We start from the raw sequence: 19,634 nt of genomic DNA on the forward strand, positions 1-19,634 counted from the left end.
ATCCCCGCCGATGAACTCTCCTAAACTCGCTCCAGACCGACAGCGATGCCCTGGCCGACACCGATGCACATGGTGGCCAAGCCATAGCGCTCGCCCGTGATCGACAGTTCCAGCGCCGCTGTCCCGGTAATGCGCGCGCCGCTCATGCCAAGCGGATGGCCGAGGGCAATGGCGCCGCCATTGCGGTTGACCTGCGGCGCATCCTCGGCCAGCCCGAGATCGCGCAATACCGCAATGCCCTGGCTCGCAAAGGCCTCGTTGAGTTCGATGACACCGAACGCACTGGGGGTGAGGCCGAGACGGGCGCAGAGTTTCTTGGTGGCGGGGGCCGGCCCCATGCCCATGATGCGGGGCGGGACACCGGCGGTGGCGCCGCCGAGAATGCGGGCGATTGGGGTCAGCCCGTATTTTCTGGCAGCGGCTTCCGACGCGATGATCAGCGCGGCGGCGCCGTCATTGACGCCGGAAGCATTGCCGGCTGTGACCGTTCCATTGGGGAAGAGCGGGCGCAGCTTGGCAAGGGTTTCAACCGTGGTGCCGGCGCGCGGATGCTCGTCCTTGTCGACGATAACGGCATCGCCCTTTTTCTGGGGGATGGTGACCGGCACGATTTCGCGGGCCAGGCGACCGCTGGCCTGGGCGGCGACGGCCTTGTCCTGGCTGCGCACGGCGAATTCGTCCTGGGCCTGGCGCGAAACGCCGAACTCCTGGGCGACGTTCTCGCCGGTCTCGGGCATGGAATCGACGCCGTATTGCGCCTTCATCTGCGGATTGACGAAGCGCCAGCCAATGGTGGTGTCGTAAATCTCGGCATTGCGCGAAAAGGCGCTGTCGGCCTTGGGCAGGACGAAGGGCGCCCGCGACATGGATTCAGTGCCGCCGGCAATCATCAGCTCGGCCTCGCCGGCCTTGATGGCGCGCGCGGCAGCGATGACCGCATCCATGCCGGAGCCGCAGAGACGATTGATGGTGGTACCGGTGACGCCCACCGGCAGGCCGGCCAGCAACAGGCTCATGCGGGCGACATTGCGATTGTCCTCGCCGGCCTGATTGGCATTGCCGAAGATGACGTCGTCGACGGCATCCCAGTCCACACCGGCGGCTTCGGCCATCAGGGCCTTGAGCGGAATGGCGCCGAGATCGTCGGGGCGGACAGCCGAGAGGCTGCCGCCGAACCGGCCGATGGGTGTCCGCTTATAGGCGCAGATAAAGGCTTCAGCCATTTATGCGGCCCTCTTGGTGCCATTGTGGGCGGCAGTGGTGCGCGCCTGCAGATCGCGCAGCGTACCAAGCTCTTCGGCGGTCGGCACGGGGGTTTCTTCGAGATCGTCGGCGAAGCGCACTTTCCAGCCGCAGGTTTCCTGCACCATGTCGCGGGTGACGCCGCGATGCAGCGAGCGCACGACGAATTCCTTGGTCTCGTGGTCGGGGCGCCAGATGGCCAGATCGGTGATCAGCAGCGTCGGCCCCTTGGTCTTGAGACCCAGGCGCTGGCGGTGGTCACCGCCTTCGCCATGGCCGAACGAGGTATAGAAATCGATCTTGTCGACCATCGAGCGGGTCGCCTGCTTGAGGGTGATGTAGATCTCGCCGCAGGAGGTGGCGATCTCCGGCGCACCGCCGCCGCCAGGCAGACGCACCTTGGGCTGGTTGTAATCGCCGATGACGGTGGTGTTGATATTGCCGAAACGGTCGAGCTGCGCCGCGCCGAGGAAGCCGATGGAAATGCGGCCACCCATCAGCCAGTAGCGGAACATCTCGGGCACGGCGACGGTGCAGAGCGCGGTCTCGCACAATTCGCCATCGCCGATGGAGAGCGGCAGGACATCGGGCGCGGTGCCGATAGTGCCGCTTTCATAGATGAGGGTGATGTCGGGCGCGTGGGTGAGACGGGCGACATTGCAGGCAGCAGAGGGCGCACCGATGCCGACAAAGCAGACATCGTCATTGCTCAGCTGGCGCGCTGCCGCAATGGTCATCATCTCGTTGGGCGTGAAGTCGGTCATACGCGCAAATCCCTTACTCGGTCGGCAAATGCCTCGGGGGTGGCCTCGAGCACGTTCTGCTTGATCCAGCCGGCGAACAGCTCACGATCGGAGGAAATCTTGTCCCATTCGAGATAGGTGGCGTTGTCGCGCTGGTAATAGCCATGGGTATAGGAGGGATGCGCCCCACCCGGCACCACGGCGATGGCATCGACCGTCCAATGCGGCAGGATGCAGAGATTGGGATGCAGGCCCTTGAAGCTGGGCACCACTTCCTCGACCGTGACCACGACGCGCTTGGCGGCGAGGGCGGCTTCCTTCTGCACGCCGATAATGCCTTCGATCAGGATATCGCCCTTCTCGCTGGCCTTCTGGGCATGGATGAAGGTGACATCGGGATGATGGGCCGGCACCGCTGCCAGCTGCTCGCCGGTAAAGGGGCAGGTCATCATCTTGATGTTGGGATTGACCTTGGGCAGATCGGCACCCTTGTATCCACGGAACAGGGCCAGCGGCAGGCCGGAGGCGCCGGCCTCATAGGCCTGGGCCATGGCCGAATGGGAATGCTCCACCGTCTCGATGCCGCGCGGAAAGGCGTTCTCGATGGCATCGCGCATGCGACGCAACAGCCCCACACCGGGATTGCCGGCATAGGAGAAGATCACCTTCTTGGCCATACCCATGCCGATCATCTGGTCATAGATGATGTCGGGGGTCATGCGGATCAGGGTGAGATCCTTGAAGCCTTGGCGGATCGCCTCATGGGCCGCCGCATGGGGGATGAGATGGGTGAAGCCTTCAAAGGCCACCGCATCGCCATTGTTCAGATTTTCTCCCACCGCCTGGCTGAGCGGCACAAATTTGCTCATCGTCTTGTTTCTTTTGCCATAACTAATAGCTGTATATTGCCCATTGAAACTGGGCAGTAAAATGATAATTTTGCCCTGATATATAACTCTGGATGATATGATGGCGACCAGCCTCCTCGACCCGCGTATCAAGTTGCGGCACATCAGCTGCTTTTTGGAAGTCAACCGGCAGCGCGGCGTGGTGCCGGCGAGCCAGGCGCTGGGGCTCAGCCAGCCGGCGGTGTCCAAATCCATCGCCGAGCTCGAGGACCTGCTGCAGACCGCCCTGTTCGACCGCTCCGGGCGAAAGCTGGTGCTGACCCGGCAGGGCGAGATTTTCGCCCGCCATGCCATGGCGGCGGCTGCGGCGATCCGCGAGGGGATCGAGAGCATGGACCTCAACCGGTCCAGCCACACCGTGGTGCGTCTGGGCGCGTTGCCGACCGTGGAAGTGGAGGTGGTGCCGCGCGCCGTGGAGCGCTTCATGCACACCCCCTTTGCCTGCCGGGTGCATGTGGAAAGCGGCCCCAGCGGCCACATGCTGGCCATGCTGCGCGATGGCAATCTCGACTTCATCGTCGGGCGCCTGGCCAGTCCCGAGGTGATGAACGGATTGATCTTCGAGCATCTTTATTCCGAACAACTCACCTTTGCGGTGCGCCCGAGCCATCCTTTGGCAAGCAAGCCGACGCTGAGCTATCGCGAGCTTGAGCCTTATCCGATGCTGTTGCCACCGGCCAATGCCATCATCCGGCCGATCGTGGATTCGCTGTTCATCGCTGGAGGCGCCGGCCGGTTCCGCTATGAGATCGAGACGGTGTCAAACGGCTTTGCCCGCGCCTATGCGCTTGAGAACGACGCCATCTGGACGATTTCGCGCAGCGTCGTCGCCCATGACCTGGAGATCGGGCAATTGGTGGCGCTGGCGCTCGACACCAGCGCCAGTCATGGGCCGGTGGGCATCACCATGCGCAGCAATGAACAGTTGAGCGTGGTCACCAGCGCTTTGCTCGACGCCGTGCGCGAAGCGGCGGCGGAGGTGGCAGCGCGGGGCTGACGCGCAGGGGCACGGAAGAGCCCCCCTCTCCGGCCTTCGCTGCGCTGCGGCCATCTCTCCCCGAGAGGGAGAGGAAAGAGGGAAGAGAGCTAGACGCGTTTCCAGTCTTCAGGGGCGGTGTTGGCGGGTTCGCGGCCGAAGACGCGTTGGTAATATTCGCCGTAGAGCGGGCGCTCGGCCTCGTCGCAGCGGTTGAGGAAGGCGGTGTTGAAGGCGAAGTCGAGATCGCCGAAGACGCGATAATTCTGTGCCCAGGAAATGACGGTGCGCGGCGACATCACCACCGAAACATCGCCAGCGGCGAAGCCGGCGCGGGTCAGGTTGGCCATGCGCACCATCTGCAACAGCATCTCGCCGCGTTCAGCCTCGCCCATGAACGGCACCTTGCTCAGCACCACCTCGACCTCGGCGCCCTCATCGAGATAATCGAGGCGTGCGATGATGTTCCAGCGGTCGAGCTGGGCCTGATTGAGCTGCTGGGTGCCGTGATAGAGCCCGGTGACGTCGCCCAGGCCCACCGTATTGGCAGTGGCGAACAGGCGGAAGAACGGATTGGGCGGAATGACCTTGTTCTGATCGAGAATGGTCAGCTTGCCCTCGGCCTCGAGCACACGCTGGATGACGAACATCACATCGGGCCGGCCGGCATCATATTCATCGAGCACCAGCGCCACCGGGCGCTGATAGCACCAGGGCAAGAGGCCCTCGCGATATTCGGTGACCTGCTTGCCGTCGCGCAACACGATGGCGTCCTTGCCGATGAGATCGATGCGGCTGACATGGCTGTCGAGGTTGAGGCGCAGGCAGGGCCAGTTGAGGCGGGCGGCCACCTGCTCGATATGGCTGGACTTGCCGGTGCCGTGGCGGCCCTGCAGCAGCACGCGCAGATTGCCGTTGAAGCCGGCAAGGATGGCCATGGTGGTGGCCGGATCGAAGCGATAGCTGGGATCGAGCGCCGGAACATGTTCGTCGCGGGTGGAAAAGGCCGGGACCGTGCCCTCGACATCGAGGCCGAAGGTGTCGCGAATGGAGAGCTCGATATCCGGACGGGCGCCGGGCGACAATTCCTGGATCACGCTTGGTCTCCGGGGCGGGAAATCACGATATTGCCGTCCTCGACATGCACCGGAACGGGGTCGAGCCAGCAGTTCTGCGCCGCGCCGGCCACGCCAAAACCGTCTTCGATGCGGAATTCGGCGAAATGCATGGTGCAGCGGATGCGGCTGCCATCCTCGTTGAGGAAATGGCCGGCGCGATGGTTGAGGGGCGAGGAATAATGCGGGCAGATATTGAGATAGCCGAACACCTGCGCGCCACGGCGTACCACGAACATGGAAAACACCGTGGTGCCGCGGCCGAAGACAAATTCCTTCGCGGCGCCATCGGCCAGCTCTTCGAGCGGGGCCAGCACCGTGCCGGGCATGGGCGCGCGCGGGCGAGTACGCCAGAGGATGGGATCGGGCTGGGAAAGTGCGTCAGCCATGGGCGGGCTCCGGCTGGCCCAGGCCCCAGTTAAAGCCGGTGATGGTGACGGTCTCAAAGAGGTTTTCCAGCATATAGGGGTCTCCGGCCAGATAGGTCTCGACCGCCGCGCGGTTGTCGGCCTCGATGACCAGCATGGTGCCGATCATGGCGGCGGCACCGTCGAGCAGCGGGCCGCCTATGCGGACGCTGACCGGATGATCATGCTGCCGGAGGCGGGCCCGATGGCTTTCACGCAGGCGCTGGCGGTCTTCGAGCCGGCCGGGGCGATCCAGGGCATGGACACAGAAATATGCCATGCCGACCTCAGGGCGCCCTGCCCTCGAAGGCGGCCTGCAGCATGTGGCGCACGCCTTCGCGGGTAACCGGGCGCGGATTGTAATAGGGGTTCTGCAGGGCGATATCGGCGGCCGTGTCGAGATCGGCTTCGGTGAGGCCCATTTCGGCCAGCGAGCGCTTGCTGGCGGCGCGCTGGGTCAATTGGTAGATGCCGGTGGGTCCATCAACCGTGCCAAGGGCGCGGGCAATGCTGGCCATGGCCTCGGGCGCGGCGTCGCGGTTATAGGCGGAGGTGTAGGGGATCATCAGCGCGTGGATGTCGGCATGGTTCAGGTTGAACGTGCCGCCCAGCGTGTGACAGATCTTGTGATGGATGGCCATGCCGACGGCGCCGAGGCAGACCCCGGCCAGCCAGGCGCCGTAAAGCGCTTCGGAATGGGCGTGCAGATTGCTCGGATCGTCCATCAGCGTCGGCAGGGCGCCGCCCAGGGCGCGGATCGAGGCTTCGGCCATCATCGAGATGACGGGGTTGCGATCCTTGGCATAGAGCGCTTCCACCGAATGGGCGATGGCATTCATGCCCGAGGGCCCGGAGATGAAGCTGGGCATGGTGACCGTCAGCTCCGGATCGTAGATGACGGTCTCGGGCAGGATTTTGGGGTCGGAGACGGTGGTCTTGCGACCGGCCTCGGTCTGGCCGAGGATCGGGGTCATTTCCGAGCCAGCAAAGGTGGTGGGGATCACCAGCTGCGGCAGGTCGGTGCGGTAGGCGATGGCCTTGGAGAGGCCGGTGGTGGAGCCGCCGCCAATGGCGAGGCACCCGTCGGCGCGCACGGAACTGACGGCCATCAGTGCGGATTCGGTGACCTCGACCGGGGTGTGTTGTACCGCGCCGGGATACATGATGCCGGCGCGGCCGCCTATGGCCTTGGCGATTTCGGCGGCGAGCCCCGACTGATCCGGGGTCGAGATGACGATGGCCCGCTCGATGCCGAGACGATCGAGTTCCTCGGCAACCTTAGCGCGGCTGCCCGCACCGAAGATCACGCGGGAAGGATTGGCATTATAGACGAAGTCCATGGTCCACCACTGGTTCTATCTGGTGATTAGCGGTCGTAGTGCGGCGGCATCTTGGAGTCAAAGTTGATCCAGACAGATTTGGGCTGGGTATATTCGCGCATGACCTCGAAGCCCATTTCCCGGCCATAGCCGCTTTCGCCGACGCCGCCGAAGGGCGAGCCCGGATGGACCACCTTGTAGCAATTGACCCAGACCATGCCGGCGCGGATATCGCGGGCAAATTTGTGGGCGCGGGTGAGATTGGCGGTCCACAGGCCCGAACCCAGACCGTATTGCACGCCATTGGCGATGGCGAGGGCTTCCTCGTCATCCTCGAAGGTGGTGACGGTGACGAAGGGGCCGAACACCTCTTCCTGGCTGACGCGGTCGGTGGGCTTGGCGCGCACGATGGTGGGCTCGACGAAATAGCCCTTGGCGAGATCGTCGCGGTCGGGCTGCTTGCCGCCGGTGAGGATTTCCCCGCCCTGGTCCTTGGCGACCTGGGAGAAGTGCAAGACGCGCTCCTGATGCTGCTTGGAGGTCAGCGGACCCATCTCGGTCGTGGGATCGAGCGGGTCGCCCAGCTTGATCGAGCGGGCGAACTTGGTAAAGCCATCGAGGAATTCGTCGGCAATGGATTTGTGCAGGATGAGGCGCGAGCCGGCAATGCAGGCCTGGCCTTGATTGTGGAAGATGGCGAAGGCGGAGCCGCCGATGGCGGCGCGCACATTGGCATCGCCGAAGACGATATTGGGGCCCTTGCCGCCCAGCTCGAGCTGCACCTTCTTGAGATTGCCCGCCGAGGCCTGAACGATCCGGCGGCCGGTGGCGGTCGAGCCGGTAAAGGCCACCTTGGAAATTTCGGGATGCTCGGCGATGCGGGCGCCGGCAGTGTGGCCATAGCCGGGCACGACATTGACGACGCCGGCGGGGAAGCCGACATCGCGCATCAATTCGGCGATGCGCAGGGTGGAGAGCGGGGTCAGCTCGCTCGGCTTAATGACGATTGCATTGCCGGCCGCAAGGGCAGGGGCCATTTTCCAGCTGGTGAACATCAGCGGGAAATTCCACGGCACGATCTGGCCGACCACGCCGACCGGCTCGCGCTGCACATAATTGAGGAAGCCGGGATAGACCGGGGGCACAAAGCCCTCGAACTTGTCGGCCATGCCGCCGAAATAGCGGAAGCAGCGCGAGGTGCGCGGCACGTCGAGCTTGCGCGCATCGCGCACCGGATGGCCGGTATCGAGCGCTTCGAGTTCGATCAGTTCGTCGGCATGGGCATCGATGGCATCGGCGAGCTTGAGCAGCAGATTGCCCCGGTCAGCGGCATCGGCGCGACCCCAGGCGAACTGCGCGGCCTTAGCAGCGGTGACGGCGCGATCGACGTCTTCGGCCCGCGCCTCGGCGATTTCGCAGATGATCTCACCGGAATAGGGATTGAACACGGGGATGGTGCCCCCGGCGAGGCCATCGACGAACTCACCGCCAATAAAGAGCTTGGTCTGCACAGCTGATACCGATGCTTTTGTAAGGGATTGAAGTGCCTAAGCAGCCGGCCTCCACGCAAGGTGGAGACCGGCCGCAGGGCGGAAGTGGGAGCGACCGCCCGTTCCTAGAACTCGACCGCGACGTCGGGCGCGAGGCCCTGGCGGATCAGTTCGGGGATTTTCGGCGAGCCGTTTTCCCAGACCAGCAGCATGGAGCGCTTGGCCGAAAAACCCTGGTGCCGGATGTCGGCGGGCATGCAGCAGCAATCGCCAGCCTTCATGTTGATCACGGCACGCGGGCGGCCGGTGGCGCCGTCCTTGACGTTCCAGGTGATTTCGTCGGTCAGCTGGATGAACCACTCGCAGCGGTCATTGCCGTGCTCGACGGGGAGAATGTATTCCTCCGAAGTCGGGCAGAAGAGGCTATCCTTGACCACCGAACACACCGACGGGTTCCAGGTCACGTCGGAACGCGACAGGTAGCCGAAGAGGTTATAGGCGGAAACTTCATGCTCGAAGCCCGGCTCGGCATGCACTTCCGGCTGGTCCTGCGGCACGTCGTCGAACATGCGGTTGACCGGATAGCCATTGGCATCGGTGCGCACCGGGGTATCGCCCGGCAGGCCGACCATGCGGCGGGCGGTGACGCGTTCGCGGCTCACGGCCTCGTCATTGTCGCCATTCTTTATGCCCCACGGCACGCCGGTTTCCATCGGCGCGGCGAAGGGGTCGTAGCCCTCATTGGTCCAGTCCGAGACCATCTTCTTGAACACGTCCATGAGCTTGTCGGCCTTGAAGCGCTCGACGAAGTCACGGCCGGCAGAGGTATAGGCCTCGTTGGTGGCGCCCATGAACATGTCGACTTCACCATAGTAATTGGTGGTGCCGAAGACCTGGTCAAAGTTCACGGTGCCGTAGAAGAAGCCCCAGGCGACGTCGCGCATCAGGGCGCGCAGGAACGCGTCGGCCGGCATGGTATGCACGGCGGTCGGGGTGGTGACGTAGCAGAAATACTCGTCGCGGTGGAACTTGAACGAGCCGGCCTGGAACGACTTGTAGCCGGTGATGTTGTCGGCCGGATTGACGGCATAGGTGCTGTTGATCGGCAGGCCGCGGGGATTGCTGATCTCTTCTTCGGTGCCGGCGAAAGCGGATTCTTTCATAGCCATGGCGGTGTCTCCTTGCTCGGAATTACTTCTGGCAGAACTGCGCCCATTTGTGCTGGGTCACGGCGCCGTCGATGGACTGGATGAGGATGGTGCAGGTCTCGGCCGCGCTGAACTTGTAGGCGGAGCCGACCGGCAGCATGGCCATATGGCCGCGACCGAGCACGACATAGCCCATATTGGCGCCCTCGGGCTTGCCATCGATCTGGACGGCACCTTCGCTCTCGGGGTCGACCAGGGCATCGGGATCGGGGAGCTTGATGAAGTCGACGCGTACCTTGCCGTCCATGGAGATGACGAACTCGTCATGGGCGGCGGTGTACCAGGGGGAATCGCCCTCGGCCTTGGCGCTCTCGATCACATATTCGAAGTTCTTGGCGACGGCGACGCGCTCATAGGGCGCGGACTTGGCGGCGACTTCGAACATGTTAGAGAAGACATAGCGCTTCGGATCATCGTCGATGGCGGTGACGCCACCCTTCTTATAGGCATGAATGGAGCCGAAATCTGTGGTGTACTGACCCACGGCGAACCTCCTCTGGAACTGTGTCGGTGCTGGACCTTCGGCCGAAACACTAGGCAATCGAAGCGCTTGGGGGCCTGCACAAAGCGGGCATCCTTCTGCGCATTCCGCGCCCGTAAACTGCCCGCTGCAGTCTCTTTTGCGTTATTTTCGAAGCGCAGCAGGGAACGAGAAAATGGCAGACGAAGATATCCGGTCGACCATTCTGAAGCGGGACGAAAAGGGCCAGGTGCGCAACGGTGCCGAATGGCTGGCGCTGTGGTCGGACCCCGATTCCATGCGCTCGCGCGCCGAGATGCGCGAGAAGCAGAGTACGGAACGCCACCAGCTCGAACTGGCCGGCCAGCTGTCGGCGGCGGCGCGCTCGCTGTCCGGCCGGGAGGATATCGACGTGCAGATCGGGGAGGCCGATCCCTCCGGCGGATTGCGAGCAGCGCTCGACGAATTGCGGCCCGACAATATGCCGGCGCTGCGCGGCCGCATCGACTCCGCCGCGCTGTTCCTGCGCTATCACGACGCCGATATCCATGCCGGTGTGACGCCCGACCGCCTGGGAGATGCGAGGCTCTTCAACCTGCTCGAGCTCTTGCGCTGCGAGGCGGCGGGCGCCGCGCGGCTCAAGGGCATCGGCGACAACCTCGCCGCCGCGCATCTGGCGCGCCTGGCCAAATCCGATCTTTTGGGCGCGCATCTGGCCTCGCTGGTGCCGCTCGAAGAGGCCATTCGCATGGTGGTGGGCGATACGCTGGTCGGCCGCAGCGAGCCATCCATTCCGACCTCCGGCTTCTGGATGTGGAACCGCTGGATGCATGAGCGGCTGCAGCGGCAGCTCGATGCGCTCAAGGCCAATATTGAGGACCAGCGCGCCTATGGCGCAGCGGCCAGCGCCTTTATCGAGGCGCTCTACACGGCGCTGCATGGGCGCGGCGAGGGACCGGTGCGCCGCGAGATCAGCAATCGCGCCGGTGGCGGACCGGACGAGGGCGAGCTCGAACATGGCTCGAACCAGACCGAGGACGAGAGCTTCGAGCCGGGGCCGGATGCACTGACGGCAGACGAGGACGCGCCCTCGATCTGGCCGCCGCTGGAGGTGCTGCGGCAGGCGCGGCCCCTGCCCTATCGGGCCTATACGACGCGACACGACCAGGTGGCGCGCGCCGAAGACCTGGTGCCGCAGCAGACCATGCGGCAGGCGCAGGAAACACTGGACAAGCGGCGCAGCGCCAATCGGCGCAGCATGGCACGGCTGGTGACGCAATTGCAGCGGAGGCTGATGGCCAAGCAGACGCGCTCCTGGAGTTTCGATCTCGAGGAGGGGCTGGTGGATGCCTCTCGCCTCGACCGCGTGGTGGTCAATCCCGGCTTTGCCGACGCCTATAAGCAGGAAGAGGAATCGCGGTTTCGCGACACCTGTGTGACGCTGTTGATCGACAATTCCGGCTCGATGCGCGGCAAGACCATCGAGCTCGCCTGCATTGCTTCCGACCTCATCTGCGCGGCGCTGGAGAACTGCTCGGTCACCACCGAGGTGCTCGGTTTTACCACCATGGGCTGGAAGGGCGGGCAATCGGCACAGGACTGGTTGCGGGCCGGACGGCCGGCCAGTCCGGGGCGGCTCAACGATCTCCTCCACATCGTCTACAAGGGCGCCGACGAACCCTATCGGCGCGCCCGGCTCAATCTCTGCGCCATGATGTCGGCCGACCTGCTCAAGGAAAATATCGACGGCGAAGCTCTGGCCTGGGCGGCGCGGCGGCTGATGGGGCGCCCGGAACAGCGCCGCATACTTCTGGTGATTTCGGACGGCGCGCCGGTGGACCAGGCAACCATCGAGGCCAATGACGACAAGGACATTCTCGACCGGCACCTGCGCGAGGTGATCGGCGAGATCGAGCGCAGCGGGCAGATCGAGCTCACCGCCATCGGCGTGCGGCACGATGTCGACACATATTACCGCTCGGCCCGCCGCATCGACGCCATCGAAGAACTGGGCCCCGCCCTGATCGGGGCGCTCGACGCCCTCTTGATGCGTCAGTGAATGCCGATGAGGCCGGGTTCGAGCGTGTAGAAGCCGGCCAGGGTCAATTCGACCGTGACGTCCTCGAAGGTGGGATTGGCGAAATACCAGCCATGGATGCCGGTGAGCGGGGCGGTCAGGGCGCCATTGCCCTCCTGTGCCGTACCCTTGCCATAGTCCATCACCTCGGCGGGGCTGCCATCGGTGGGCGTGGTATGGCCGTGGAACTCGAAGAGAATGGGGACCGAGGCCTTCCAGGAATAGACCATGGTCTGGCCCTCGGCGAGCGTCACCTTGTATTCGGTGGCGCCCAGGGTGCGGCCGAAGGCGCCGATGGGCACGGTGATGACATCCTGCCGGAACGGCAGGGGCTCAGGACGGGCAATCTCGGGCGGGGCGGAGAAGCGGGTTTCCACCACGACTTCGGGCGGCGCGGAGAGGCTGTTGAGCCCGGTCAGCGCGCCAAAGCCGGTGGGGTCCATGCCGTATTCGGTGGGCAGGATGACGGTGAGGGTGAGGACGGTGCCGAGAAGGGCGGCGCCCGCCACTTGCAGCGCCAGCTGGCGGGTCGTCGGATGGGGCATGGGGGCGGGGCTGTCGGCGCTCATGGCGTGCTCCAAAATCCAACCAATTGCATTTGCACCAGGGCGAAACCGGCTGCCATGATCAAGACATTGATGGCCGCGGCCTGCCGGGTGAAACCGGGCGTGCTGCGCCAAAGCTGCAAGACGGTGAGAATGAAGGCCAGCGCCACCAATTGCCCGAGTTCGACCCCGATATTGAAGGCGATCATATTGGGCACGAGGCCATCGGCAGAGAGACTGAGATCCTGCAGCTTGGTGGCAAGGCCGAAGCCGTGGATCAATCCGAAGACCAGCACCACCAGTTTCTGATTGGGCGAATAGCCCAGTAGCTTCCGGAAGCCGCCCAGATTATCGAAGGCCTTGTAGATCACCGAAAAGCCGATGATGGCATCGATGATATGGGCGTCGAGCCGCAGCCCCGAAAGCACGCCGAACAGCAGGGTGATCGAATGGCCGATCGAGAACATGGTCACATAGATGGCGACGTCGCGCAGGCGATAGAGGAAGAAGATGACCCCCAGCAGGAACAGCAGGTGGTCGTAGCCGGTGAACATGTGCTTGGCGCCGAGATAAAGATAGGGCCAGAACTGCACGCCGCGCGCGGTTTCAAGGAACGCGGCGTCACCCCCGGCCACGCCATGGGCAATGGCCGGGACTGCCGAGAACACCAGAACAATGAGAGCCAATGTCGGGGCAGCCGGCGCCGGATGGCCCAGCCGCCCGAAGGGTGCGTACGGCCGAGCCTTCGCGGTCATTCCTTGAGGAAGTCCTCGATGCGGTCGAAGTCGAAATATTCGAACGGCGTGCGATAGGTTTCGTGGCAGCTGTCGCACATGACCTCGAGCTCCTCGACGCGTGCCAGCATCTGGTCGGGGGTAGCGTCGGCGGCTTCCTGGGCCTTGAAGAAAGCGGCGTAGGACAGGTCGCGGAAGGTGGTGAAATCTTCCCAGACCTTGGCATTGGCCAGCGACACATGCAGTGCGTCGGCCTTTTCGGCTTCCTCCGAATAGGGATTGGCCTCGGCCCGGTAGAGGCTGGGCATGGCATAAAGGGCCGCGCCGATCGACTGCAGCCGGCCGCGCAGCTCCAGATCGTCCATGGGCAGTGTACCGTCGAGAATATCGTGCACGATGTCATTGTTGGCGCCGATGCTGTGCATCAGGAGGCGCCGGGCCAGCGTGCTGTCCTGCTGGCTGGTGAGCGCAGTCTCGGCGGGGCCCGGGGCGTTCTGCGCCAGGGCCGGCGGCAGCGCCAGCGTGCCCAGCACCATCACTCCGGCCAGGCCGGCAAAAAGCATGTCGCGACGCATCGCATACCCTCCTCGGTTTTGTTCGAGAAGACCAAGAAGGCCGGTGGGGCGTCCTGCACAATCGGCGGAAAAGCCTGCACCAGACGCACCTGAGCACCGCCGAAACGTGCAGGGCTGGGATCGAAACATGCAGTCCGCGCCGCCAGGAAGCGCCTAACCTTGCCTGGCAATGGCGAGGAGGAAACGCTGATGGATCATGCGCTGCGGCTCTGGCAATCCATGCCCTGGTTCGACGCGGCCGGGCGCTTCTCGTTTCTCAAGCTGGCGGTCCTTGCCGGCTGCTGCCTGCCGGGCCTGTGGATGGCGGGCGAACTCGGCTCCGGCACTTGGGACTTTCCATCGCCCTATGTGAACCTCATCTACCATTCTGGCCTCTGGGCCACCTATCTGCTGCTCGCCTGCCTGGCCGTCACGCCCATGCGCCGCATCACCGGCATGGGCCGGCTGGCGCAGTTGCGGCGGCTTCTGGGCGTCGCGAGTTTTTGCTATTGCGTGCTGCATGTCATTGCCTGGTTCGGACTGCGCGTCTGGGACTGGGCGGCCTTAGGCAGCGAACTGGCCGGGCGGCTGAGCCTGTGGATCGCCACCCTTTCCCTGCTCGTCCTGCTGGCGCTTGCCCTCACCTCTTTTGACGGGGTGATCCGGAGCATGGGCCAGCGCTGGAAAAAACTGCACACTCTCGTCTATGCGGCGGCGTTTCTCGCGGTGCTGCATTTCCTCCTCTCGCCCGGATCTCTGCAGGGCGTGCCGTTCCTGATGGCCGGCGCCTATGTCTGGCTGATGGGCTGGCGGCTGCTGGAGCGGCGGCGCCTGGGCAATGACCCCAAGGCGCTGGCGGGCCTTGGCCTTGCGGCCGCTGTCTTTGCCCTTTTGCTGCAACCGCTCTGGCTGGTGAGCGTCCAGGCCGGTCGCACCGGGCAGGACTTTTGGGCGGCGCTGGCGGACAATATCAACCCCGACCTCTGGATCTATCTCGGCGTGCCGCCGGTGGCCATGCTGCTGGCCTGGATGGCGGCGACTGTAACGATTGCAGCGCTTGCCCGGCGAAAGACATTACCAAAGGCGATATCCCGGTCCTGACGTAAACATGATCGTTTCATGCAAATGATCAGCAAGCTCCGTGCAGGGATATGCCGGTAACCCCTGAAATTATGGGATTGCAGCAAAGCGAGGGCTGCCCCAGCACGAATGACACTCAGACGCACTATATAGCCGAACCAATAAAAATATGAGTTTTGGTTATATAATTCTGATGCTGTGACGCGCTGCGAGGATTGCGGGTGGGAGACCGCAATCAGGCGCCGCCCCATCGGCGCCAAACGGGGGGTGGATACGGCTGACCACTCTCCGCGCAGTCATGTGGCCGAGGAGAGGAAATATCATGAAGACGAAGAAAGTCTTGGTGGCGTTTGCGCTGGGGCTGATGGTCGCTGTGAGCGGCCCGATGCTGACCTATGCGCAGCATAACCCCGAAGTGGTTGCGCCGCCGCGCGCGTTCAAGACCGCTGAAGAACACTACAACTACCTTCTGGCCCAGGCTCGTGGTGGCACCAAGCACACCTATGAGTCCGTTCCCAAGTGGGAAGGCCTGTGGGAAGCCAGCTACAACAACATTGCCATTAGTGGCGGTGTCAACCTTGACCTTAGTGGCGGTGTTTCGCCCTTCTTCGTTGGCCCCATTCCGCCCGGCGTGTCCGCTGGCGGTGAAGTGGCTGAGGGCGTGCTGACCCCCGAATACGAAGCCGCTTTCAAGCAGCGTCGTGAGCACATGCTGGCGTACAACGAGCAGCCCTATGACCGCCTGACCACCTGTGAAGCGCCCGGTGTTCCGCGCTGGCTGCTCGAGCCCTATGTCCGCGAATTCGTCAATACGCCGGACCAGTCCTGGTGGCTGAACGACCTGGCCAACGAAACCCGCCGCGTCTACATCAACCAGGAACACAAGAACATCGACGGCTCCCATTCGCCGACCGGTGACAGCATCGGCTTCTGGAACGGTGACAAGCTCATCGTCTGGACCAATGACATGTGGCCTGCCGACTACTTCCGCGGCTACCCGCCCTTCTCCAACGAGATGGAAATCATCGAGGTCTATGAACTCAAGACCCTCGACAACGGTATGACCCGCCTGGAAGCCCAGGTCACCTTCTATGACCCGGTCAGCCTGGTGAAGCCGCTGAGCGGTGTCTACACCTGGACCCGCGCGACCCAGATCGAGGACGCCGGCTACCGCATCCGTCACTGGAACTGCGATGCCAACATCCAGCAGAAGACGGAAAACAACGAGACCACGATCCGCCTGCCGGGCGAGAGCGGCAAGACCTGGCACGAGATGCGCAACCCGGATCTGCCGGCCGACCTGTCGGGTCAGACCAAGACCCCTGGCGAAACCGACTTCGACGACTTCTTCGGCGCTGCCGAAGGAACCGCACAGTAAAAGGACCCCTGCAGATGAAAAAGCAATATCTCGCCCTGGCCCTGGCCGCCGCGATTGGCGCGGCGTCCGCCACGGCCGCCTTCGCCCACCACAGCTTCTCGATGTTCAACCCGGACGTCGAGATCGTGCTCAAGGGCAAGGTCGCCCGCTGGGCCTTCACCAGCCCGCACACCTTCATGATGCTGCAGACCGAAGACGGCAAGGTCTGGGCCTTCGAGGGCTCCGCCCCTCCGGGCCTTCTCACCCGCAATCCCTCCATGAAGGGCGACACCTTCAAGGAAGGCGATGAGATCACCGTGGTGATGTGCCCGCTGCGCGACGGCCGCAATGGCGGCGCCTCCGGTCTGTTCATCACTGCCGATGGCACCGTGTACAACCCGGCCGATGCCGGCTGTCGCGCCAACCAGCGCGCCGCCGAATGGCCGACCTGGATCGAGAAGGGCTACATGTCCCTCGAAGAAGCCAAGAAGGGCGAAGGCATCCAGTAATCGTCTTGCAATCAGGGGTCGGAGACCGATGTCTCCGACCCCGTTTTTTCTGTCCGGGCAGAGGAGGATGCCCTCTAAATGGTTGAACTTCTTATAGAGCTGAGCCAATCCCCTCTCAGCCTGGCTATGGCCACGTCCCCATGGGTCGTGCCCACGATGCAATCCATTCACATCATGGCCATTGCCGTGGTCTTCGTTTCGGTGCTGATCACCGCGCTGCGCGTGGTGGGGGTCAGCTGGGGCGGCGTTTCCATCCGCCAGACAGTGGATCGTTTCGCCCCCTGGGCCTGGACGGCGCTGGCGCTGCTGGCGCTGACCGGCGTCATCCTGATCATGGCCGAGCCCATTCGCGAGCTGATGGCCATCTCCTTCTGGGTGAAGATGGCGCTGCTGGTGGCCCTGATCGTCATCTCGGCCCGCTTCATGCGCACGGTGCGTGTCAATGCCGGCCTTGCCGACACCGAGGCCAAGGGCACCCCACAGATGCGCGTCACTGCCATCGTGACGGTGGCCATGGTGGTGATCATCATCTTCATGGGACGCTTCATCGCCTATGACCCGCTGATCTGGGGCTCTGCATCCCCGATCGCCTCCATCTACGCCGGCTCGTAGGAGTGCTTGACATGGACTTCACTGCACTGCTCGAAAGCCTGCAATATTCCGACCTCGCCCAATGGGTGAATACCGGCGGCGCCACCTATCCGGTGGTGGAGAGCCTGCATGTGCTGGCGGTGGCCATGGTGTTCGGCACCATTCTCATCGTCGATCTGCGCCTGCTCGGCGTCGCCTCCACCAACCGTCCCTTCACCCGCGTCGCCCACGACCTCTTGCATCTGACCTGGATCGGCTTCGCCCTGGCGGTCACTTCGGGCATCCTGCTGTTCCTGCCCAATGCCACCAGCATTGCCATCAATGTCAGCTTCCAGGTGAAGATGGCGCTCCTGGTGCTGGCCGGGCTCAACATGTTCGTGTTCGAATTCGTCACCGCCCGTGACGTCAAGAGCTGGGACACCACCCAGCCACCGCCGAATTCGGCACGCATTGCCGGGCTGCTCTCGATCCTGCTCTGGGCTGCCATCGTGGTCTTCGGCCGCATGATCGGCTTTACGCCGGCCGCCGGTGCCGATCCCTTCGCCGCCCTCTAGGCCCTGTTCCCCGCTTCCGGCACCACTGTCTTGCCGGAAGCGACCCGTTCTCCCTGACGCCGTCAACTGCAACGCCCGGTTCTTGCGAACCGGGCGGTTTTCATTTTCCAGCAGGTGCCGAGATGCGGGCGTCTCAATGCTCCTTGCGGCGCAGGCGCACCACGACCTCGACGCGGTTGACCTCGTAGCCTTCGGGAATACCGGGCAGATCGGTCACCGCCAGAGTGTGGGCGGGAATATCGATAATCCGCGACTCTTCGGTGAGATAGAAATGGTGATGCCGGGAGGTATCGGTATCGAAGACGCTGCGCATGCCCTCGAAGGCCAGCTCGCGCACCAGCCCCGAACTCTGGAACTGGCGCAGCGTATTATAGACCGTGGCAAGGGACAATTCGTGCCCGGCCGCGGCGGTTTCGACATAGAGCTCCTCGGCGGTGACATGGCGATCCCGCCCGATCAACCGGTCGGCCAGATCGAGCCGCTGCCGGGTCGGGCGCATGCCGGCCATCCGCAGAATAGCGGTAAGGCAGGCGCGGCGGCTGCACTCGGTTGGCTCGAGAGCGGGCGCGGACGATTGGGAAGACGAAGAAATATCAGAATGCATGGGCAATCCTCCTGCCCATGACGATAGGCGTCGGCGCAAAGGCGAGCCTGCCCAAAGCGATTGGTTTCTTGCACAGGCAGGTATGGCGCGGCGGGCGCCTGCCGCGGCAGGCCGTAGAGGCGCCCGGTGAGCGGAGCTGGCAATGCAGCACCCGTCTTGCACAATCCGTGATCTCAGCTACTCTTGATGGGTTGGCCCCAAACAACACAACGGAAAAATGGTCACCGAGTGGAGGATGTCGAAGCGCCCCTTTGGGGTGGCGGAGACGCATGGCATGCTGGCATTGCCCGGCGTGCAAAATCAAAAAAGCAGTGATGGCCTCAACTGGCGCTCACTTTACATGTCGTCGCAGACGGAGAACCCCTTTCGCGGCTCGTTCTCTGCCCGTGACCCGCTGGTGGTGTTCCACCAGAAACAGATCATCGGCTATATGGACCTCAAGCGGGACAAGCAGGTGCAGGCCCCTGCCGGCTCGATCCGCTTCGTCGCGCCCGACGAGCCGTTCGAGGCGGAATTATGCGAACCGGCTGATACCGTCCATCTCTATATCCGCCAGGAAATCTGGAACGAAGTGGCGATGGACATGACCGGCAAGGAACCCTCCAGGGTCCCCTTCGACTCGCGCCTGCTCGAGGCCGAGCCCATGCTGGCCATGCTGTGCATGGCCGGCGTGACGGCGATGAACGCTGCCGACCCCGACCCGTCCTTCACCGATCATCTGGCACGGTGCATGGCCTCGCATATCATGGCCGTGCATCAGGGCGTCAGGCCGGTCTGGCGCACATCGGATAGCGGGCGGGTGATTTCGCCGGAAGTGGTGCGCGCCATCGACTATATCGAAGCCAATGCCGACCGCTCGATCGGGCTGCAGGATATTGCCGACGCCGCCTATCGCAGCCCGAGCCACCTGGCGCGGGTCTTTGCATCCGAAGTCGGCATGCCGCCGCATCGCTACCTGATCAGCGTCCGCATCAAGCGTGCCCAGCAATTGCTGGCGCGAACGAGCAAGCCGATTGCCGAGATCGCGCTGGATTGCGGCTTTACCCATCAGGAGCACCTGACGCGCATGTTCCGCCGTCACTTCCAGACCACCCCCGCTGCCTATCGCCGGGCGCAGCGGGCGGGCTAGATCATTTCAAACTGAAGTGGACTCAGGGCTCT

Annotated in this window: 22 protein-coding genes; 8 read left to right on the forward strand and 14 right to left on the reverse strand. The window is 63.7% G+C overall.

Going from position 1 to position 19,634, the window contains the following annotated elements:
• Nucleotides 1–20: 20 nt before the first annotated feature.
• From pcaF to DEVEQU_RS04690, 3 genes are read right to left on the reverse strand one after another with little or no spacing between them, the layout of a single operon-like run.
• Nucleotides 21–1,223 (reverse strand): 3-oxoadipyl-CoA thiolase, encoded by a 1,203-nt coding sequence (pcaF, locus tag DEVEQU_RS04680; protein WP_126149416.1) that lies wholly within the window; start codon nucleotides 1,221–1,223, stop codon nucleotides 21–23.
• Nucleotides 1,224–2,006, reverse strand: a complete 783-nt coding sequence (locus DEVEQU_RS04685) for a CoA-transferase subunit beta (RefSeq protein ID WP_126149417.1) — start codon at nucleotides 2,004–2,006, stop codon at nucleotides 1,224–1,226. It abuts the gene before it with no gap.
• Nucleotides 2,003–2,854 (reverse strand): CoA transferase subunit A, encoded by an 852-nt coding sequence (locus tag DEVEQU_RS04690; RefSeq protein WP_126149418.1) that lies wholly within the window; start codon nucleotides 2,852–2,854, stop codon nucleotides 2,003–2,005. Before DEVEQU_RS04690 ends, DEVEQU_RS04685 begins: the two co-directional genes overlap by 4 nt.
• A gap of 100 nt (nucleotides 2,855–2,954) precedes the next feature.
• On the opposite strand from DEVEQU_RS04690, the gene pcaQ reads away from it, so the two are divergent.
• On the forward strand, nucleotides 2,955–3,890 hold the full coding sequence (pcaQ, locus tag DEVEQU_RS04695; RefSeq protein ID WP_164550246.1) for a pca operon transcription factor PcaQ: 936 nt from the start codon (nucleotides 2,955–2,957) through the stop codon (nucleotides 3,888–3,890).
• A gap of 89 nt (nucleotides 3,891–3,979) precedes the next feature.
• Here the strand turns inward: pcaQ and DEVEQU_RS04700 are convergent, their stop codons facing one another.
• The 7 genes from DEVEQU_RS04700 to DEVEQU_RS04730 form a co-directional block, all read right to left on the reverse strand.
• Entirely contained in the window at nucleotides 3,980–4,966 is a 987-nt protein-coding gene (locus tag DEVEQU_RS04700) for an AAA family ATPase (RefSeq protein WP_126149420.1), read from the reverse strand.
• On the reverse strand, nucleotides 4,963–5,373 hold the full coding sequence (locus tag DEVEQU_RS04705) for a Rieske (2Fe-2S) protein (protein WP_126149421.1): 411 nt from the start codon (nucleotides 5,371–5,373) through the stop codon (nucleotides 4,963–4,965). Before DEVEQU_RS04705 ends, DEVEQU_RS04700 begins: the two co-directional genes overlap by 4 nt.
• Entirely contained in the window at nucleotides 5,366–5,671 is a 306-nt protein-coding gene (locus DEVEQU_RS04710) for a YciI family protein (RefSeq protein WP_126149422.1), read from the reverse strand. Before DEVEQU_RS04710 ends, DEVEQU_RS04705 begins: the two co-directional genes overlap by 8 nt.
• A gap of 7 nt (nucleotides 5,672–5,678) precedes the next feature.
• Nucleotides 5,679–6,731: a maleylacetate reductase gene (locus tag DEVEQU_RS04715; RefSeq protein ID WP_126149423.1), complete on the reverse strand. Its 1,053-nt coding sequence runs from the start codon at nucleotides 6,729–6,731 to the stop codon at nucleotides 5,679–5,681.
• A gap of 26 nt (nucleotides 6,732–6,757) precedes the next feature.
• The gene (locus DEVEQU_RS04720) at nucleotides 6,758–8,221 is read right to left on the reverse strand and encodes an aldehyde dehydrogenase family protein (RefSeq protein ID WP_126149424.1); all 1,464 of its coding nucleotides are present in this window, start codon (nucleotides 8,219–8,221) and stop codon (nucleotides 6,758–6,760) included.
• Nucleotides 8,222–8,325: 104 nt separating this feature from the next.
• Complete coding sequence (locus DEVEQU_RS04725) at nucleotides 8,326–9,369, reverse strand: hydroxyquinol 1,2-dioxygenase (RefSeq protein WP_164550247.1); 1,044 nt, start codon at nucleotides 9,367–9,369, stop codon at nucleotides 8,326–8,328.
• Nucleotides 9,370–9,391: 22 nt separating this feature from the next.
• On the reverse strand, nucleotides 9,392–9,892 hold the full coding sequence (locus DEVEQU_RS04730; protein ID WP_126149425.1) for a cupin domain-containing protein: 501 nt from the start codon (nucleotides 9,890–9,892) through the stop codon (nucleotides 9,392–9,394).
• Between the two features lie 172 nt (nucleotides 9,893–10,064).
• Between DEVEQU_RS04730 and DEVEQU_RS04735 the strand changes: the two genes are divergently transcribed.
• Nucleotides 10,065–11,927, forward strand: a complete 1,863-nt coding sequence (locus DEVEQU_RS04735; protein WP_126149426.1) for a cobaltochelatase CobT-related protein — start codon at nucleotides 10,065–10,067, stop codon at nucleotides 11,925–11,927.
• Here DEVEQU_RS04735 and DEVEQU_RS04740 read toward each other — a convergent pair.
• Genes DEVEQU_RS04740 through DEVEQU_RS04750 form a run of 3 tightly spaced genes read right to left on the reverse strand, consistent with a single transcriptional unit; the run spans nucleotide 11,921 to nucleotide 13,799 of the window.
• A complete protein-coding gene (locus DEVEQU_RS04740) occupies nucleotides 11,921–12,514 on the reverse strand; it encodes a hypothetical protein (RefSeq protein WP_126149427.1) in 594 nt (197 codons plus the stop codon). The two genes, DEVEQU_RS04735 and DEVEQU_RS04740, sit on opposite strands and share 7 nt — an antisense overlap.
• Nucleotides 12,511–13,245 carry a HupE/UreJ family protein gene (locus DEVEQU_RS04745; RefSeq protein WP_126149428.1) on the reverse strand — a complete coding sequence of 245 codons (735 nt, stop codon included), beginning with the start codon at nucleotides 13,243–13,245 and terminating at the stop codon, nucleotides 12,511–12,513. Before DEVEQU_RS04745 ends, DEVEQU_RS04740 begins: the two co-directional genes overlap by 4 nt.
• Complete coding sequence (locus DEVEQU_RS04750; RefSeq protein ID WP_164550248.1) at nucleotides 13,242–13,799, reverse strand: cytochrome c; 558 nt, start codon at nucleotides 13,797–13,799, stop codon at nucleotides 13,242–13,244. Before DEVEQU_RS04750 ends, DEVEQU_RS04745 begins: the two co-directional genes overlap by 4 nt.
• Before the next feature lie 189 nt (nucleotides 13,800–13,988).
• Between DEVEQU_RS04750 and DEVEQU_RS04755 the strand changes: the two genes are divergently transcribed.
• The 5 genes from DEVEQU_RS04755 to DEVEQU_RS04775 all read left to right on the forward strand — a co-directional run bounded on the left by DEVEQU_RS04755 (nucleotide 13,989) and on the right by DEVEQU_RS04775 (nucleotide 17,869).
• The gene (locus DEVEQU_RS04755; RefSeq protein WP_126149430.1) at nucleotides 13,989–14,879 is read left to right on the forward strand and encodes a protein-methionine-sulfoxide reductase heme-binding subunit MsrQ; all 891 of its coding nucleotides are present in this window, start codon (nucleotides 13,989–13,991) and stop codon (nucleotides 14,877–14,879) included.
• A gap of 301 nt (nucleotides 14,880–15,180) precedes the next feature.
• Nucleotides 15,181–16,236: a hypothetical protein gene (locus DEVEQU_RS04760; protein WP_126149431.1), complete on the forward strand. Its 1,056-nt coding sequence runs from the start codon at nucleotides 15,181–15,183 to the stop codon at nucleotides 16,234–16,236.
• A 14-nt stretch (nucleotides 16,237–16,250) separates the two neighbouring features.
• The gene (locus tag DEVEQU_RS04765) at nucleotides 16,251–16,724 is read left to right on the forward strand and encodes a DUF6152 family protein (protein ID WP_126149432.1); all 474 of its coding nucleotides are present in this window, start codon (nucleotides 16,251–16,253) and stop codon (nucleotides 16,722–16,724) included.
• 78 nt (nucleotides 16,725–16,802) lie between these two features.
• Entirely contained in the window at nucleotides 16,803–17,336 is a 534-nt protein-coding gene (locus DEVEQU_RS04770) for a DUF6644 family protein (protein ID WP_126149433.1), read from the forward strand.
• A gap of 11 nt (nucleotides 17,337–17,347) precedes the next feature.
• Complete coding sequence (locus DEVEQU_RS04775) at nucleotides 17,348–17,869, forward strand: DUF6644 family protein (RefSeq protein WP_126149434.1); 522 nt, start codon at nucleotides 17,348–17,350, stop codon at nucleotides 17,867–17,869.
• Nucleotides 17,870–18,002: 133 nt separating this feature from the next.
• On the opposite strand, the gene irrA is transcribed toward DEVEQU_RS04775, so the two are convergent.
• Nucleotides 18,003–18,473 carry an iron response transcriptional regulator IrrA gene (gene irrA / locus DEVEQU_RS04780; protein ID WP_126149435.1) on the reverse strand — a complete coding sequence of 157 codons (471 nt, stop codon included), beginning with the start codon at nucleotides 18,471–18,473 and terminating at the stop codon, nucleotides 18,003–18,005.
• 340 nt (nucleotides 18,474–18,813) lie between these two features.
• Here irrA and DEVEQU_RS04785 point away from each other — a divergent pair, with 340 nt between their 5' ends.
• Nucleotides 18,814–19,602 (forward strand): helix-turn-helix domain-containing protein, encoded by a 789-nt coding sequence (locus DEVEQU_RS04785; protein ID WP_164550249.1) that lies wholly within the window; start codon nucleotides 18,814–18,816, stop codon nucleotides 19,600–19,602.
• Nucleotides 19,603–19,634: the final 32 nt, after the last annotated feature.

Source organism: Devosia equisanguinis (genome assembly GCF_900631955.1).
GTDB classification, from domain to species: domain Bacteria; phylum Pseudomonadota; class Alphaproteobacteria; order Rhizobiales; family Devosiaceae; genus Devosia; species Devosia equisanguinis.

What these genes read in the sequence shown, in the direction of transcription:
- pcaF (WP_126149416.1), bottom strand. Translation starts at nt 1,223, where the DNA reads ATGGCTGAAGCCTTTATCTGCGCCTATAAGCGGACACCCATCGGCCGG.
- DEVEQU_RS04685 (WP_126149417.1), bottom strand. Translation starts at nt 2,006, where the DNA reads ATGACCGACTTCACGCCCAACGAGATGATGACCATTGCGGCAGCGCGC.
- DEVEQU_RS04690 (WP_126149418.1), bottom strand. Translation starts at nt 2,854, where the DNA reads ATGAGCAAATTTGTGCCGCTCAGCCAGGCGGTGGGAGAAAATCTGAAC.
- pcaQ (WP_164550246.1), top strand. Translation starts at nt 2,955, where the DNA reads ATGGCGACCAGCCTCCTCGACCCGCGTATCAAGTTGCGGCACATCAGC.
- DEVEQU_RS04705 (WP_126149421.1), bottom strand. Translation starts at nt 5,373, where the DNA reads ATGGCTGACGCACTTTCCCAGCCCGATCCCATCCTCTGGCGTACTCGC.
- DEVEQU_RS04710 (WP_126149422.1), bottom strand. Translation starts at nt 5,671, where the DNA reads ATGGCATATTTCTGTGTCCATGCCCTGGATCGCCCCGGCCGGCTCGAA.
- DEVEQU_RS04715 (WP_126149423.1), bottom strand. Translation starts at nt 6,731, where the DNA reads ATGGACTTCGTCTATAATGCCAATCCTTCCCGCGTGATCTTCGGTGCG.
- DEVEQU_RS04725 (WP_164550247.1), bottom strand. Translation starts at nt 9,369, where the DNA reads ATGGCTATGAAAGAATCCGCTTTCGCCGGCACCGAAGAAGAGATCAGC.
- DEVEQU_RS04735 (WP_126149426.1), top strand. Translation starts at nt 10,065, where the DNA reads ATGGCAGACGAAGATATCCGGTCGACCATTCTGAAGCGGGACGAAAAG.
- DEVEQU_RS04740 (WP_126149427.1), bottom strand. Translation starts at nt 12,514, where the DNA reads ATGAGCGCCGACAGCCCCGCCCCCATGCCCCATCCGACGACCCGCCAG.
- DEVEQU_RS04745 (WP_126149428.1), bottom strand. Translation starts at nt 13,245, where the DNA reads ATGACCGCGAAGGCTCGGCCGTACGCACCCTTCGGGCGGCTGGGCCAT.
- DEVEQU_RS04750 (WP_164550248.1), bottom strand. Translation starts at nt 13,799, where the DNA reads ATGCGTCGCGACATGCTTTTTGCCGGCCTGGCCGGAGTGATGGTGCTG.
- DEVEQU_RS04755 (WP_126149430.1), top strand. Translation starts at nt 13,989, where the DNA reads ATGGATCATGCGCTGCGGCTCTGGCAATCCATGCCCTGGTTCGACGCG.
- DEVEQU_RS04760 (WP_126149431.1), top strand. Translation starts at nt 15,181, where the DNA reads ATGAAGACGAAGAAAGTCTTGGTGGCGTTTGCGCTGGGGCTGATGGTC.
- DEVEQU_RS04765 (WP_126149432.1), top strand. Translation starts at nt 16,251, where the DNA reads ATGAAAAAGCAATATCTCGCCCTGGCCCTGGCCGCCGCGATTGGCGCG.
- DEVEQU_RS04770 (WP_126149433.1), top strand. Translation starts at nt 16,803, where the DNA reads ATGGTTGAACTTCTTATAGAGCTGAGCCAATCCCCTCTCAGCCTGGCT.
- DEVEQU_RS04775 (WP_126149434.1), top strand. Translation starts at nt 17,348, where the DNA reads ATGGACTTCACTGCACTGCTCGAAAGCCTGCAATATTCCGACCTCGCC.
- irrA (WP_126149435.1), bottom strand. Translation starts at nt 18,473, where the DNA reads ATGCATTCTGATATTTCTTCGTCTTCCCAATCGTCCGCGCCCGCTCTC.
- DEVEQU_RS04785 (WP_164550249.1), top strand. Translation starts at nt 18,814, where the DNA reads ATGTCGTCGCAGACGGAGAACCCCTTTCGCGGCTCGTTCTCTGCCCGT.